The organism is Geoanaerobacter pelophilus (assembly GCF_018476885.1).
GTDB classification, from domain to species: domain Bacteria; phylum Desulfobacterota; class Desulfuromonadia; order Geobacterales; family DSM-12255; genus Geoanaerobacter; species Geoanaerobacter pelophilus.
The window spans coordinates 247,404-263,620 of record NZ_JAHCVJ010000004.1 but is presented as its reverse complement, the minus strand read 5'-3'; the positions used below and the strand labels follow the sequence as shown (position 1 = coordinate 263,620).

10 protein-coding genes, 1 tRNA gene and 1 pseudogene are annotated in these 16,217 nt (G+C 57.1%); 9 read left to right on the top strand and 3 right to left on the bottom strand.

All coding sequences use genetic code 11. The features are described from left to right. Positions 1-155 precede the first annotated feature (155 nt). Positions 156-2,444, top strand: coding sequence for a Tex family protein (locus KI809_RS11655; protein WP_214171732.1), 2,289 nt, complete (start codon positions 156-158; stop codon positions 2,442-2,444). Beyond that, the gene (locus KI809_RS11650) at positions 2,444-3,808 is read left to right on the top strand and encodes an MATE family efflux transporter (protein ID WP_337833308.1); all 1,365 of its coding nucleotides are present in this window, start codon (positions 2,444-2,446) and stop codon (positions 3,806-3,808) included. Before KI809_RS11655 ends, KI809_RS11650 begins: the two co-directional genes overlap by 1 nt. Before the next feature lie 100 nt (positions 3,809-3,908). Here the strand turns inward: KI809_RS11650 and KI809_RS11645 are convergent, their stop codons facing one another. From KI809_RS11645 to KI809_RS11635, 3 genes are all read right to left on the bottom strand, one after another. Next, positions 3,909-4,508, bottom strand: a complete 600-nt coding sequence (locus KI809_RS11645; RefSeq protein ID WP_214171731.1) for a nucleotidyltransferase family protein — start codon at positions 4,506-4,508, stop codon at positions 3,909-3,911. Next, on the bottom strand, positions 4,505-5,272 hold the full coding sequence (locus tag KI809_RS11640; protein WP_214171730.1) for an XdhC family protein: 768 nt from the start codon (positions 5,270-5,272) through the stop codon (positions 4,505-4,507). Before KI809_RS11640 ends, KI809_RS11645 begins: the two co-directional genes overlap by 4 nt. Positions 5,273-5,698: 426 nt before the next feature. Further along, positions 5,699-5,774: transfer RNA gene (locus KI809_RS11635), tRNA-Phe, on the bottom strand. Positions 5,775-5,917: 143 nt separating this feature from the next. On the opposite strand from KI809_RS11635, the gene KI809_RS11630 reads away from it, so the two are divergent. From KI809_RS11630 to KI809_RS11600, 7 genes and pseudogenes are all read left to right on the top strand, one after another. Further along, a complete protein-coding gene (locus tag KI809_RS11630) occupies positions 5,918-7,177 on the top strand; it encodes a lactate racemase domain-containing protein (protein ID WP_214171729.1) in 1,260 nt (419 codons plus the stop codon). Positions 7,178-7,242: 65 nt separating this feature from the next. After that, on the top strand, positions 7,243-8,643 hold the full coding sequence (locus tag KI809_RS11625; protein WP_214171728.1) for an FAD-binding oxidoreductase: 1,401 nt from the start codon (positions 7,243-7,245) through the stop codon (positions 8,641-8,643). Between the two features lie 12 nt (positions 8,644-8,655). Continuing rightward, positions 8,656-9,945: a (Fe-S)-binding protein gene (locus KI809_RS11620; protein WP_214171727.1), complete on the top strand. Its 1,290-nt coding sequence runs from the start codon at positions 8,656-8,658 to the stop codon at positions 9,943-9,945. A gap of 292 nt (positions 9,946-10,237) precedes the next feature. Further along, positions 10,238-10,801 carry a helix-turn-helix domain-containing protein gene (locus KI809_RS11615; protein WP_214171726.1) on the top strand — a complete coding sequence of 188 codons (564 nt, stop codon included), beginning with the start codon at positions 10,238-10,240 and terminating at the stop codon, positions 10,799-10,801. 101 nt (positions 10,802-10,902) lie between these two features. Beyond that, entirely contained in the window at positions 10,903-12,627 is a 1,725-nt protein-coding gene (locus tag KI809_RS11610; protein WP_214171725.1) for an acyl-CoA carboxylase subunit beta, read from the top strand. Positions 12,628-12,672: 45 nt separating this feature from the next. Continuing rightward, positions 12,673-15,554 (top strand): annotated as a pseudogene (locus KI809_RS11605) (ATP-binding protein). Positions 15,555-15,563: 9 nt separating this feature from the next. Continuing rightward, positions 15,564-16,205 carry a dTMP kinase gene (locus KI809_RS11600; protein WP_214171724.1) on the top strand — a complete coding sequence of 214 codons (642 nt, stop codon included), beginning with the start codon at positions 15,564-15,566 and terminating at the stop codon, positions 16,203-16,205. Positions 16,206-16,217: the final 12 nt, after the last annotated feature.

Sequence of the window (16,217 nt, the reverse complement as noted above, 5' to 3'; positions counted from 1 at the left end):
TGCGTCATCGCTAGCAAAAAAGCCCCGCTGCCCGGCGGGGCTTTTTCATTTCATAATGACAATGTTGTCGCTTGCCCCCTTCCTATTCCGGTCGAGCTGTAGTAGTATGCTCGGCCCGCAGAGACCGGCGATACACCCAGCATAGAGGAGCAGCAATGAGCATCAATGACAGCCAACTAACTACTATTATTTCTTATATTATTGACGAAACCGGCCTCAAGCCGTTCCAGGTACAGCAGACCGTTGAACTGCTAGCCGAGGGTGCTACGGTTCCCTTCATTGCCCGTTACCGCAAGGAGCAGACCGGTGAGCTGGACGAGGTGCAGATCCGCACCATCGAGGAGCGGTACGCGTATTTCGGAGAGCTGGAAGAACGCAAGGTCTCGATTCTCTCCACCATCGGCGAGCAGGGGAAACTGACTCCGGAACTACAGGCCCGGATCGAGACGACTCGCCTGAAGACAGAGCTGGAAGACCTCTATTTGCCGTATAAACCAAAACGGCGCACCAAGGCTACCATCGCCCGTGAACGCGGGTTGGAGCCGCTGGCTGAGCTGATTGCCGCACAGGAGCTGACCACTGGTACGCTGGAGGAAGCGGCCCTGCCCTTTGTGGACCTTGAGAAAGAGGTGCCTGATGCCCGCGCTGCCCTGGAAGGGGCCGGCCATATCCTGGCCGAGCGGCTCTCAGACGATGCCGATGCCCGGGCCATGGTGCGGAGGCTCACCTGGGAACAGGGGATTTTCAGTTCGCGGGTGTCAAGCGACAAACGTGACCAGGTAACCAAGTTCGAGATGTACTACGACTATCAGGAGCCGCTGAAAAGCGTTCCTTCCCACCGGATGCTGGCCATGCGCCGGGGCGAGAAGGAGGAGGTGCTGCTACTCTCGATCCTGGCGCCTGTTGAGGAGATCCTGGCCGGGCTCAAGAAACGGCTGGCCAAGAGAGAGAGCATCTTCCGTTCGCTGCTCGAAGCAGTGGCAGAGGATGCCTACAAGCGGCTGATTGCCATTTCCATCGAGGGCGAGTTGCGGCTCCAGGCCAAGAACCTGGCTGACGAGGCCGCCATCACGGTCTTTGCCCAAAACCTGCGCAACCTTCTGCTGGCGTCGCCTGCCGGAGGCAAGCGAGTACTGGGGATCGACCCCGGATTGCGCACCGGCTCCAAACTGGCGGCGCTTGACGGCACCGGTCGGTTCCTGGAGCATGTCACCATCTACCCCCACACCGGCGAAGGGCGGGTGCCCCAGAGCAAAAAAGAGCTGCTGCGGCTGGTGGAGAATCACGCCATCGAGATGATCGCCATTGGCAACGGCACTGCCGGTCGGGAGATGGAACTGTTTACCAAGGAAACCCTGGCCGAGGCAGGCAAGCATATCGCAGTGGTGATGGTGAGCGAGGCTGGGGCCAGCGTTTATTCGGCCTCGGATATTGCCCGCGAGGAGTTTCCTGAGCTGGACCTGACGGTGCGGGGTGCCATCTCCATTGCCCGGCGGCTGCAGGACCCGCTGGCCGAGCTGGTCAAGGTAGACCCCAAGAGTATCGGCGTCGGACAGTACCAGCACGATGTCAGCCAGACCATGCTCAAAAAGGCGCTGGACGATGTCGTGGAGTCATGCGTCAACTTTGTCGGGGTAGATCTCAATACTGCCTCCTGGGCGTTGCTCTCCTATGTTTCCGGTTTGGGGCAGTCGCTGGCCAAGGCCATTGCCAAGTACCGCGACGAAAACGGGCCGTTCCCGACCCGCCAGGCGCTGCTCAAGGTACCCCGTTTCGGGGCCAAGGCGTTTGAGCAGGCAGCAGGTTTCCTCAGGATCCGGTGGGGCAGCCACCCGCTGGACAACAGTGCCGTACATCCCGAGCGCTACGCTGTGGTGGAGGCGATGGCCGCTGATCTGGGAGCGAGTCTGGAACAGTTGACCGGCGATCCGGCCCTGGCGGCCCGCATCGACCTGAAGCGCTACGTCACTGCCGAGGTGGGTTTGCCGACTTTGCGCGACATTGTCGAGGAGTTGAAAAAGCCGGGGCGCGATCCGCGCAAGGCGTTCGAGACCGCGGCTTTCCGCGACGACATCCGGGAGATCAGTGATCTGCAAGAGGGGATGGTCCTGCAGGGGGTGGTGACCAATGTTACTGCCTTCGGTGCCTTTGTCGATATCGGCGTGCACCAGGACGGGCTGGTGCATGTCAGTCACCTGGCAAACCGGTTCATCAAGGACCCCAACGATGCGGTAAGGGTAGGGGAGCTGGTAAAGGTCAAGGTGCTCTCGGCCGATCTCCAACGCAAGCGGATCGCCCTCTCCATCAAGGAGGCCGAGACCGGTGGCGGTCAGAAGCCGGAACGAACCAGAGCGGCGAAAGAGGTAACGCCCGCACCGACCGTCGCCAAGGGGGGGCTGGACCTGAGCGGCATGGCCAAGGCCGGTTTTCGGGTCAAGCGGTAGTGGCAAACGTCATGAAGTTTCACCATGTCCCTCGTCTGCTAAAACTGGCGCTCCCCATCATTCTGTCCACGTCTGCCATTACCGTGATGCAGATCATTGATGCCATTGTCCTGTCGCGCCACTCCAGCGAGGCGATGGCGGCGATCGGCCCGGCGGGGATGGCGGTGATCCTGTTCCAGGGCTTTCTTTTCGGCACAGCCGGCTATGCGGGAACCTTCGTCGCTCACTGCCATGGGCGCGGGGACGAGCAAGGGGTTCATGCTGCCACCTGGCTTGGCATCTACACCTCGCTGGCTGCCGGCATCGCGGCCCTGGTTTTTGCCTGGCCGATCGCCCAGCTCTTTCTGCTGGCCGGTCATGCACCACTGGTAGCGCAGGCCGAGCGGTCCTATTTCCTGGTCTGCATGACCTGCTCATTCTTCCCGGTCTTTGGAAGTGCTCTGACTGGTTGGCTCTCAGGCATCGGCCGACCGGTAATTGTCACCGGGGTAACCTTCGTATCGTTTGCAATAAATGCCTTGCTGGCCTGGGGGCTGGTGTTGGGTGAATTGGGGATGCCACGGCTGGGTATTACCGGCGCTGCCCTGGCAACGGTAAGCGCTCAGGCAATGGCAGCTTTTATCTACCTGCTGCTGTTTGTTCGGGCGGGGGGCTTTGGCAATGCCACTGCCAGGCGGCTCGACCGCCAGGAGTTCCGCCGCTTCCTCTCTCTCGCCATGCCGATGGGGTTGCGGATCAGCGGCGAGCTGGCGGCCTGGACCCTCTTTCTAGTAGTGGTCGGTCGGTTGGGCACCGTGGAGCTGGCCGCATCGAGCATTGCTTTCAGAATCAACGGCGCTGCCTTCTTCCCTGCCTTGGGCCTCGGCCAGGCTACGAGCATTCTGGTGGGCCACGCCCGCGGCGCAGGCAATGACGGGGAGGTGCCGGCAATTGCCTGGCAAGCTTTGGCTGTTTGCGAAGTGTGGATGCTGGCTATGGCGGCCCTGTTCGCCACTGCCTCGGAACCGTTGATGACCGTCTTTGCCGGCAGCGGCCCGGAAAGTGCCAGCATCATAGCGACCGGCTCGTTGCTTATGAAATTCGTTGCCTGCTACTGCCTGTTCGATGCAGCCAATATCATGATCGGCTGTGTCCTTGCCGCCGCAGGCGATACCCAGTGGCTCGCCCGCACGTTCTTTGTATGTACCGCGGTATTCCTGGCCTTGCTCTGGCTGCTTGACTGGATTAGGCCCGACCTGGTGGCGGAATGGACGTTGGCTACCTTGTTCGTATTTGCTACCGCGGTGATTTGGTCGCTGCGCTTTAGAAGCGGCAAGTGGGGGCAGATCAGGGTGCTAAGGGGCGCGGCTGAATTGAGCACCTAACATTCAGCCGAATGTTCGGAGCACCAGTGCTGCGGGATGTCTCAAGGTTGCGTCAGGTGTCTTTGGCAGAATAACCTCATCCGTTCTCTTGGCGGTTGTATTATGCGCCCTTCATCGCTTTTATGTCGCAGATACGCCGGTAATCCTCAGGGGTATCCATGTCCAGCAGCACGCCGGGATCTTCGACAGCAATACAGATAATCCGGTTTGGCTCCCGACGAACCAGATCGCGGAGAATCTGCTCATGTCCCAATTCGTCAAGAACCGACAGGGGAAATAGCAGCGGATGGCCCCGCCGGTTCCGGTTGCAGGGGATGATAATGCTGTCCGGTGACTTGCGATGTGCAAGGATCATGCTGCTGATGGTGGGCGCGGCAACCAGCGGATAATCGCAGAGGTGGACAATGACGCCGCTTTCTTCCCTGGCCAGTGAGTCACGCCCTGTCCGCACGGAGGATGACATGTCTCCACCGGGAGCATGATTGACAACGACCCGTGCGGGATAGTCCCGGACTGCCTCGGCCACCTCATGCCCCGTTTCTGAAACGACCACCACGATCTCAGCGGCGCCGCCAGCCATGAGGGCATTGAGGCAATGGCCAATTACCGTAGTCTCACCCAACGGCAGCAGCTGTTTGCAGCGCCCCATGCGGGTAGATTGCCCCGCCGCGAGCACGATGGCAGCCACTGAGCCACTCATTTCCTTCTCACTATGGAGATCAACTGGCCGACAATACTAACCGCTATCTCCTCTGGTGTCTGCGCGCCGATATCGAGCCCCACCGGTGTCACCACCCGTGTCCTCTGAGCTGCATCGAATCCCTCTTCTTCAAGAGTCTTGAGCAGGGCCTCACGCTTACGCCGGCTACCCAAAAGGCCGATGAAACCTGCCTCGGTCGCCAGGCAGCCCCGTACCGCGTCGAAGTCTGAAACATGGCCGGGCGTGGCGATCACCACAAAGCTTTCCTTGTCCGGATGCAGATGGGCGAAGGCGTCGGCAACCGTGGCGCAGATAATTTCATCGGCGCCGGGGAGCAGCTCTGTAACGGCACAGTCGGGCCGTTCATCCACCACGACCACCCGGAAACCGCAGCCGTTGGCCAGTGCTGCCACTGCCCGCCCGATATGACCGGCTCCGAACAGGACCAACAGCGGACGACGCCCATGGGGCTCGATGAAGACCGACATGCTGCCGCCGCAGGCAAAGCCGTTTTCCTCGGTCAAGACAAAATCAAGGGTTCGCGGCGTCTCGTCCTTGAGCGCCGCAAGAGCCGCATTGACAGATTCATTCTCCACCCGGCCGCCACCAACACTGCCAAGAAAGCTGCCGTCACTCCGCACCAGCATCTTGGCGCCGGCCTTGCGGGGGGACGAGCCACTATTGGCCACCACGGTGACCAGGGTATAAGGCTCTCCCCGGCGGGAGAGCCGCACCATCTCTTCATACAGTTCCAGATCGGTCATGAAGTAAATCCTTCCGCCATGGGTAGCGCTCACTCGGGTCTTTGCAATATTTTTAATAGTAACATATGGTTGGCAACTGGGCAGCATCGCCCCTTATTTTTCCGAAAGCCAATGGCGAAGGGATGAGGCAGGTAGACCAATCCTTAAACTCGATTTGCGCGAAATCTCGCACATGCTGCTGGACAGCAACCTGCCAGCCCCTGGCAGGCAGCAACCAATTCGTGGCATGGTGACCGGCGAGGTGGCCTTGTCGCTGCTCCCCAGATACGGGACATCTCAAAACTGCGCCAGATGGTTGCATCAGTATAGATGCTGACGAAGCCATCACAGGGCAATTAATGGCCGGCACTGCCATAAACGAAAAAATGATGTTAAATAGAAAAAAGGCCTCGCGGTCGGTATCGCGAGGCCTTTTAATTTATTAAGTGGTGCCCAGGGACGGAATCGAACCGCCGACACGAGGATTTTCAATCCTCTGCTCTACCGACTGAGCTACCTGGGCGAAGAAGTCATATTTTATAAATTGAAGAAGTTTAGATGTCAAATAGTTTTTGCTTTGACCGGCAAATAAAATCTGTTTTGCTTGGAGGACAAAAGGGATAATTCCTTGCCATCATTGGCACACTCCGTTATCATCAACCAGTTATGAAGCTGAAATACGGTGAGACCTCATTTGATATCAGCATGCCTCCCGAGCGGCTGCGCGGCGAGATAGCGGCCAGCCCGGCTGTTCCTGCCACATCGCCGGAGGAGTTGATTGCCGAAGCCATAGAAGGCTGCGCTTCTGTGATTGCGTCATTCAAGGCCAGCGACCGGGTGGTGATCATAACCTCGGATGTTACTCGCTATACCGGCAGCGAGGTTTATCTGCCGATCCTGGTCAACCGTTTGAACCTCGCCGGGATTGACGATAGCCGGATTGAGATCATCATTGCCCTGGGAATCCATCGCAAGCAGACCGAAGCCGAGCATCGCAGGATCCTCGGCCCGCTCTTCGGTCGTATCAAGGTGACTGACCACGAATGTGACGATCCGGGGAAACTGGTTTATCTGGGGAAGACGTCAGGCGGTGTCGAGGTCGAGATTAACCGGACGGTAGCTGAGGCGGACCGGGTCATCCTTACCGGCACCATCGGTTTTCACTACTTTGCCGGGTTCGGCGGGGGTCGCAAGAGCATATTACCCGGCGTGGCGAGCCGGAAGAGCTGCATGGCAAGCCATTTTGCCGTATTGAACCCTGGGGAAGGGGCTGGCAAGAACCCGAAGGCGGTTACCGGCAATCTGGAGGAGAACCCGGTGCATCAGGCCATGGCCGACGCGTGCGCCATGGTGGAGCCGGCTTTTATTCTCAATACCGTTCTCGGCCCGGGGAAGCGGATCATTGCCTGTTTTGCCGGAGACTGGGCTACTGCCTTTGCTGACGGATGCCGTTTTTACGGGGAGCAGTTCAGTTACCATCTCAAGGAGAAAGCCGACCTGGTGCTGGTCTCCTGCGGCGGTTTTCCCAAAGACATCAACCTGATCCAGGCACACAAGTCTATGGAGTACGCAAGCCAGGCGATCAGGGATGGCGGCGTCATGATCCTGCTGGCCGAATGTCGGGACGGCTATGGTAACGCCACTTTCTTTGACTGGTTCCGCTATCAGGAGCTGTCGGCCTTTGAATCAAGACTGCGCTCCCATTACGAAATCAATGGCCAGACCGCGTATTCCCTGCTGTGGAAAGCTCAGAGTTTTCGGATTATCTTGGTATCTGCCCTGCCGCCCGAAGAGGTGCGCACCATGGGAATGACCCCGGCACGGTCGCTGGTTGAGGCGATGGCCGTGGCCGAAGGGTTGCTGCCGGATGATTTTGCAGCCTATGTTATTCCGGAAGGCGGCACGGTGTTACCGGTATTATCGTAGGGGCGGCCCTGTATGGCCACCCTGAAACCGGGCAACCACCCAGGGTTGCCCCTACAGGTAAATTTATGCTTTCACAGAAAATTCTTGATGAACTGAAAAAAATCGTCGGCCCTGATAATGTCGCCACTGACCGCCAGGACCTGATCTGCTATGGCTACGACGCTACCCAGATGGAGTTTCTTCCCGATGCGGTGGTTCACCCTGGTAGTACGGACGAGGTGGCGGCGGTTTTGAAGCTTGCCAATGCCGCAAAATTTCCGGTTTTCCCGCGCGGCGCCGGCAGCGGCTTTACCGGCGGCGCTCTTCCCAAGGGGGGCGGAGTGGTGCTGGTTGTGACCAGGCTGAATCGCATCCTGCGGATCGACACCGAAAACCTGATAGCCGAGGTGGAGCCGGGGGTGGTCACCGAGCAGTTTCAGCAGGAGGTTGAAAAGTTGGGATTATTCTACCCGCCAGACCCGGCCTCGCTCAAGTTCTCCACTCTGGGAGGCAATGTGGCGGAAAATGCCGGTGGCCCCCGCTGCGTGAAGTATGGTGTCACCCGTGACTTTGTCATGGGGCTGGAGGTGGTGCTGCCTACCGGCGAGATCATCCGCACCGGCGGCGAGACCTACAAAGGGGTGGTCGGCTACGACCTGACCCGGCTGCTCTGCGGCTCGGAAGGGACCCTCGGCGTAATCACCAAGATCATCTTCAAGCTGTTGCCGCTTCCAGAGGCGAAGAAGACCATGCTGACCATCTTCGACTCTATCGATGGCGCTGCCAAGGCGGTCTCCACGATCATCGGCAACAAGATTATCCCGACTACCCTGGAGTTTATGGATTATGCCACCCTGCAGTGTGTCAACAAGCGGTTCAGTCTGGGGATCCCGGACAACGGCCGGGCAGTGTTGCTGATCGAGGTTGATGGCGATCGCGATCTGATCGAAAAGCAGGCGACTCGCATTCAGGAGCTGATCAAGCCTCTCGGCTTGGTGGAGTGCAAGATTGCCAAGGATGCTGCTGAGTCGGAAGCGCTCTGGAAGGTGCGGCGGCTGGTGTCGCCAAGCTTGCGGGACGTCAATCCGGACAAGTTCAACGAGGATATCGTGGTGCCGCGCTCCAAGGTGCCGGATGTCATCCGGGTGATTGAAAAGATCCAGCAGCGGTATGACATCCCGATCGTCAACTTCGGCCATGCCGGCGACGGCAACATCCATGTCAACGTGATGATCGACAAGTCGGTGCCGGGCCAGGAGGAAAAGGCCCACAAGGCCATTGCCGAGATCTTCCAGGCAGCCCTCGATCTGAACGGCACCATGTCCGGGGAACATGGGGTTGGCCTGGCCAAGCAGCCTTACATTCACCTGGAGCTTAAACCGGCCCAGGTGGCGGCGATGCAGGCGATCAAGCAGGCGCTGGATCCTAACAATATTCTCAATCCGGGCAAAATGTTTCCGGTGGGGCAGCAATGCGCTCCCGAGTGAAAGGGCAGTTCTGTGGAAAATAAGAATAAGAATTCTGAAGCCCTCAAGCGAATCGAGAGCGAACTGAAGAAATGTGTCAAGTGCGGCGCCTGCCGCGCCCATTGCCCCGCGTTTGCCACCTTCGGCAAAGAGCCTGCAGTGGCCCGTGGCAAGGTCGCCCTGGCCCAGCATCTGCTGAAAGGTGATATTGAACTTGACGATGCCACTTATAGTGCCATGTCCAAGTGCCTGCTCTGCGGTAGCTGTGTCGAGAAATGTCCTAACAACGTGCCGACGGATGAGATCGTCATGGTGGCGCGCGAGGCGCTCTCCAATCAGCGTGGTTTGACCACGTTCCATTCGGCTGTGGGGCGCGTCATCGCCAATCGCTCCCTGATGAAGTTCGGAGCTGCTGCGGCCCGCATCCTCGGCCCTCTGTTTTTTCGCAAAGTGCCCGAGACCTCGGGCTTAAGGCTTCGCTTTCCGCTGCCGTTTGTCGGCGGCAAACGCCATATCCCGCCGCTGGCGAAGAAACCGTTTCTGGAGCGGCACCCCGAAGTGATCCCCGGCGAGCCGGGCAAACCGCGGATAGTCTACTTTGTCGGCTGTATGACCAATTTCTGTTATCCGCAGGTGGGTGAGGCTGCCCTGGCCCTGTTCCGGCATCTCGGCTGTACGGTGATTATTCCGAAAAACCAGCAGTGCTGTGGCTTGCCCGGCATGTCCGGCGGCGATCTTGACACGGTGCGCGAGTTGGCAGAGGCAAATCTGGCAGCGCTGGAAAAGTACGAGGCAGATTATATTATGACTGCCTGCGCCACCTGTGGCGGCGCACTGCACAAGTTCTACCCCAACCTAATCGGCAAACGCCATCCGGCATTGGCCGCCCGGTTGAAGGCCGTGGCGGACAAGACAGTGGATGCGGCGCAACTGCTGCATAAGCTTGGACTGAAACCGGAAGAGACCGGGGCCGGCAATGAGGTCAGGATAACCTACCATGACCCTTGCCACTTGCGGACCCGCGCCATAACCAGTCAGCCAAGAGAGCTGCTCCGAGGGGCACCGGGGATCGAACTGGCAGAGATGGAAGGGGCCGACAAATGCTGCGGTCTTGGCGGCACCTTCAACGTCTATCACTATGAGAGCTCGCTGGCGATCAACAAGATGAAGAGCGCGGCGATCATCAAGACCGGTGCCCAGGCAGTGGCCACCGGCTGTCCGGGTTGCATGATGCAGCTTTCCGATGGTCTGAAACAGCATGGCAGTTCCGTTCAGGTGGTGCATACCCTGCAGGTTCTCGCCCGGCGACTGCTTAAATCCTGACCGGAAACAAAAGCTGTTCCCTGGCATTTCCTCGCCCCTTCCGGAGAATTAATAAGTCCCGGAAGGGGCCTCCTTCCTCATTAATCTCAATTTGCATCGCCATATTAAAATTTTATTGACACTTTGCAGGTCTACCAGTATTTTTTAGCACCAATAAAAACCGGTTTGATTTTGTTGTTTATCGTCCAGTCCAGCGGCAAAGTGTAAATCCCATCTTCTTGGTTCCGGGCTTTTTCAAGGGCCAGTCGCAAGCTGTCTGATGGGTTTTTTTGTATCCGCCATCGGTGCATAAATGTCTGATTACAATATAGGGGCCAAGATCAAGAAGCTCCGGCTTGCTAAAAAGCTTACTCTCCAGGCTGTGGCCAAGGAGACCGGGTTTTCGCCTGCCTTAATCTCCCAGATAGAAAACAATAACGTATCGCCACCGATTGCAACGCTTTCCAAGATTGCGAACTTCTTCGATGTGAAGATCGGGCTGTTTTTCATCGAGGATGAAGAGGAGTGCCGTTACGAGGTGGTTCGCAAGGGGGAAGGGAAACTTATCCCGCGGGTCATCTCCCGCTCAGGGACAAGTCAGGGCTACTCCTATGAATCCCTTTCGTTTCGCAAGCAGAACAAGAAGATGGAGCCGTTCCTGCTCACAGTGACTGAAAAGGCCCACGAAGAGAACACATACAGCCACGATGGTGAAGAGTTTCTTTTTGTGGTGCAGGGTGAAGCGGAACTGCTGCTTGAAGATGACAGGCTAACCCTTGCCGCAGGAGACTGCGTTTATTTTGATTCTTCGCTCCGGCATCGGCTGCTCTCAAAAGACGGGAGCGAGGTCAAGGTGCTGGCGGTCGTTACCAGATAAAATAATTCCCGGCAGCTTTCGATTATTACGTTGGTCTTTATAAAGAATTTCTTGAGGAGGAATTGCAGTGAAAAATTCAATGTACCGGAAGGATGGCCAAGATGTCTAAGAGCGCGATCAAACCATCACTAAAGAACCCATTTGCCCCGGCCGAAGTGGTGGAATTCACCATTCCAGGCGAAATTTCAAGGACAACCGGCGGTTATGAAGAGGCGATGCAGGAAGGGTATGACCTTATTCAGCGGCCGATCAAGTCGGTAAGTATCGCCCAGATTGAAAAGCAGCATTTTAAAAAGAGGATGACGGTATGGGAGAGGCTGAGAGTGCTCTCCGACAAAGAACCAAATGTTCTCTATCAGAACTGGGGTAAGAATCTGGACGGCGCCTCACTGGTAACGGCCATTCTCAATATCGGCGGTCGAGATGTTGCTGTTTATGGTCATGATTTCACGGTAAGGGCTGGTTCCATCGATGCCACCAACGGCAGCAAACTGGCCAGGCTCTTCAATATGGCAGGCGAGAAGGGGATTCCGCTGATCGGTATGAACGATTCCGCCGGGGCCTTTGTGCCGGCCGGGGTCGGCGGTCTCGACGGCTATGCCGAGGCGTTCACCGCCCTGCGCAAGATCAGCGGCGTGGTGCCGTCTATCATGTGCATGTTCGGCTTCAATGCCGGCGGCGGTTCTTATCTGCCGCGTCAGGGGAGCTTCGTGATTCAGCCCAACGACACCTTCTTCGGACTCACCGGTCCCGGAGTAGTCAAGTCGGTGCTTGGCGAGGACATCACCCCTGAAGAACTCGGCGGACCAAAGGTTCACGGAAAGACGGGGGTTGCAGACCTTACCGTTGCCGACGAAGTTGCTGCGCTGCGGACAGCAGTGCGGTTGCTCTCCTACATCCCTGACAATAACAATATGGCACCACCATTCCAGGAAACCAGCGACCCGCTTGACCGCAAGACCTGGGAAATCAATACCCTGTTGAAAAAGGCCTTCAACTCTCCGACTGGGTTCAACACCCCGTTCGATGTCTCCATTGTTATCCAGCAGATTTGCGACCATGGCGACTATTTCGAGCTTCAGCCGGAGCGCGCCAGGGAAGTGGTTACTGCCTTCGGTCGCCTTGGTGGCCAGGTAGTTGGCTTCTGCGCCAACAACTCAGCAGTCTCTTCCGGCCAGATCGATTGCGATTCCGCGGTGAAGATTGCCCGTTTCGTTCGTTTCTGCAACATCTACAATATCCCGATCATCTTCATGGAAGACACCACCGGCTTTTTGCCGGGGCGCGAGCAGGAAGCCCGTGGTATCGTGCAGGCCGGCCGCTCCATGCTCGATTCCATCGTCGATGTCCGCACTCCGCGGATTCTGCTGATTCTGCGCAACGCCTACGGCGGAGCTTATGCCTCTTACAACAACTATCCCACCGGCGCTGACCTGGTGCTGGCGCTCCCCACTACCCGTCTGGCGGTTATGGGACCTGCCGGCAAGGAGTTCGTCTACAAGGACGATCTGCGCAAGGTACGGGCAACTGCCGCTGACATGGTCAGAAAAGGCGCTGAAGAGCGGATCAAGGCCGGCATGGAAGCCGGAGCTGCAAAGCTTGACGCTGAGAAGGAAGCTGCCGAATGGCTGAAAGGCCAGGAAGTGGCCTTGAACCAGCGCTATGAAAAAGAGCTGATGAACCCGAAAGAAGGTCTGTCACTGGGCTCGATCTCCTCCATCGTCATGCCGACCGATCTGCGCAAGGTGCTTGGCGAGAACCTGCACTTCCTGCTGCGTCACTACAAACCGGCACCGATGGGTGGCCCGCAGCGCGAGTTCCATTAAACACTGATTTTAAAAAATTATATTTTATATTGGAGATAGAGACCAATGACCGATCTGTATATGAACAACCCCCTGATTCACCGGGACCGCCGCCTGGGCCAGTCCCCCTCCGAGTGGGTCCGCTCATTCGCCTGTGAAGACCTGAAGCCCCTCATTGTCTGTCGCGGACCGATCCGGAAAGAGGCGATGGATGTTTTTGAAGAGATGGGGATAACCCATTACGGCATCCTGCTCTCCGAGAAAGATTCCATTGTCTATGCCAACGCCCTGGCGCCGGAACTGCGCCAGTTGACCGATTCCAACCGCGTTCACCGGGTGCCCGACTATACCGGCGCCAGCAAGGAAGAGCGAGTCGAGCGGATCGGCCAGATCATCCAGATCGCCAAGGACAATAACTACGATGCGATCTTCGCCGGTTACGGCTTCATGGCCGAAGACGAAGAGTTCGTCGCCGAGATCGAGAAAGCCGGCCTGTCATTCATGGGGCCGAACTCCCGCACCCAGGCCGATGCCGGCAAGAAGGACGAAGCCAAGCGGACCGCCCTGGCGGTAGGGGTAAGCGTTACCCCAGGTATCAACAATGTCACGGCCCGCACCCTGGTGAAGAAGTATCCTACGAGGGACAAACTGCTGGCTCTGGCCAAGGCTGAAGGGATTGAGCTTGACGCCAAGGTTGCCAAAGATACCAAGCTTTCGCTGGAGGACTTGGCCGACGAAATTCTCTACGCCTCATACGAGAAGGGACTCGACCTCTACTCCATCGAGGAGCTCTCTGCTCAGGTGCAGGTCGAAGTGGAGAACATGTTCAAGGAGTACCCGGGGAGCCGGATTCGCCTCAAGGCGATCGGCGGCGGCGGCGGTAAGGGCCAGCGGATTCTCGGCGCCTCTCTCCTGTCAGTCAAGAATCCGACTGCGAAGCAGATCAAGGAAGCGGCAGTCGAAACCCCGACCCTAGTGCGCGAAGTCCTGAATGAAGTCAAAGCCAACGGCATCGGCGACAACAAGAACGTGCTGGTCGAGCTTAACATCGAACAGACCCGCCACAACGAAATACAGCTGGTAGGGAACGGCGAATGGTGCGTCTCCTTGGGTGGCCGTGATTGCTCTCTGCAGATGCATGAGCAGAAGCTGCTGGAAATCTCCGTAACCCAGGAAAGTCTGGCCCTGGCAATCGAAAAGGCGAAGGCCGCAGGGCGCAAGGCAGAGGTGAAGGCCCTGGAGAGCGATCTCAAGGTTCTCAAGAGGATGGAAGAGGACTCCACCAAGTTCGGCCAAGCTGTAGGGCTTGATTCTGCATCAACCTTCGAGTGTATCGTTGACCGTGACCGTTATTACTTCATGGAGGTCAACACCCGGATTCAGGTGGAGCACCGGGTTTCCGAGCTCTGCTACTCTCTCAAGTTCACCAACCCCAAAGACAAGAACGATTTCTTCATCGTCGAGTCACTGGTTGAAGCGATGGCGCTTCTGGTAAAGCACAAGAAACGGCTCCCCAAGCCGGAGCGTATTCCCCGCTTTGGTGCTGCCGCCGAGGCTCGGCTTAATGCCACTGACAGCTCTCTCTCTCTCCGCATGCCGGCGGGATGATCAGATATTGGTCGGCGCCGATCGAAGGCGAGATCCGTGACGACCAGGGAATCTGCCTAGTCAATCCGGATACCGGCATGTTCATGCGCTACAAGGTGGCCGGCGCCTATGACTCAAACATCGCCCTGCTTCTCACCAAGGGCGAGGATCGTCTTGCCAGCTATCAGCACCTGTCAAAGGTCCTTGGCAAAACAACCCTCCGCGGTTCCGACATGGCCACCAACCTGGAATTCCACTATGGCCTGGTCAACTGGTTCCTCGGCCAAAATGTCATGGCCAAGCCGACCACCCGTTTTGTCGTGCCTTATCTCACCCTGGTCGGCCAGTTGAAGGAAGAGGCGAGCAAGCTTGATACCGTTGCTGCATTCCTCCAGCTTAAAAAGCATTATGCCAAGAAGATGGCCGAGCAGTTCCCCGATGACCCGAATGTCGGCAAGACCATGTCGCAGATTATTGACCGGAAGGGGACACTGGTTACCCGCCCCATGGACAAGCTGCTGGAAGATCCGCACCTGCTCTCCGGCTGGCTCTCTCTTAACCGTAGGAACTTCACCATGGAGAAAGGGAAAGTAGTTTGGCATGACAACCCCTTTGTTATCCTGGCTGATACCTATGAATACCTGAACATGAACTTTGACCCGGCTGCTCCGGCTGCCGATGTGATCTGGAGCCATGATAACGAGCTGCTCCAGAAAGGTCTCAGCTTTTACTCGACGCTCTCCGAAAAGTTCAAGCTCGGGATGCACGAGTTCGACAAGCTTTCTGTTGTGCTGGAAAAGGAAAAGCCACAGGGTGGTTTTTCTGCAGAAGAATGGGCAGGGATCCAGTCAGCTCATATGGGGTTCGAGGCCGGGCTGGAACTGCTCGGCATGCTGTTCGTAGTCGCCGATAACACCAAGTTCTGGGACTTCAAGGTGGAAGAGGACCTGGAGGTTACTATTCCTGAATACCTGAACGACACAGAACTGCAGGTCCGCATGAAAAAGATACTGGTACCGCCACCTGCCACCAAGGCTGACGAGATCGTCGCTATCTGCGGCGGCATGTACTATGGTCAGGAAGCACCTGGCTTGCCACCGTTCGTGCAGGAAGGGATGCATTTCGAAAAAGGCCAGGCCCTCTACATCATCGAGGTTATGAAGATGTTCAACACTGTCCGGGCCACTTTCTCCGGCACTATTGACAAGATCATCATGCAGGGTGCGGACGGTAGCATCGTACAGAAGGGGCAGCCGTTGTTCAAGGTCACTCCGGACGAGAAATTCGTTGAAGTCAACCCGGATGAAATCAAGCAGCTGAAACGAGAAAAGACGATTGCCTATATGAAAGCTATTATCTAGGAGGATAAAGTGAGAAAAGGTAAATTTATAGTTATCGAGGGAATCAGCGGCTCGGGTCAGCAGGTCAAGGCAGCTATTGTCGCTTTGCACAAGGCGCTGGTCGAACTTAAATACGATGTGGTTGAGTGTGCGAATCCTGATTCCGGGAGGGTGAAGGAGCTGGGCATGGAGTCGATGCTCAACTGGCCATTCGGCAAAAATGCCCGGGCAGACTTCCTGTTTGAAGGCGCAGTACGTACTGAAATCTTCAAGAATATCGTTGCCCCGGCACTTGAGCAGGACAAGATCGTGCTGTGCAAGCAGTCGAGCATTTCTTCCCTTGCCAATGCCTGGGTAAGCGGCCACACGAAACATTTCGACGTGTTGCGGCATTTTGACAAGATTTCACGGGGGTTCCTCTTTGAAGACGAGATCTTCCCCGACCTGACCATCTTCATCGATGTCCCTGCGGAAGAGGCTTATGAGCGGATTGAGGATGTGCTTGAGATTCATCACGAAGGTGGTCTCGAATATTATCAGCAGATGCGCAACTTTTACCTCAAGGAAGTTTCCCGCTGGCATGGGGTCAGGGTTGATGCCTCGGCCAGCAGGTCTGCAGACGAGGTCAATGCCGAAGCGTTGGCTCAGGTAAAGAAAATCCTGGGGCTATAAGTCAATATCTGA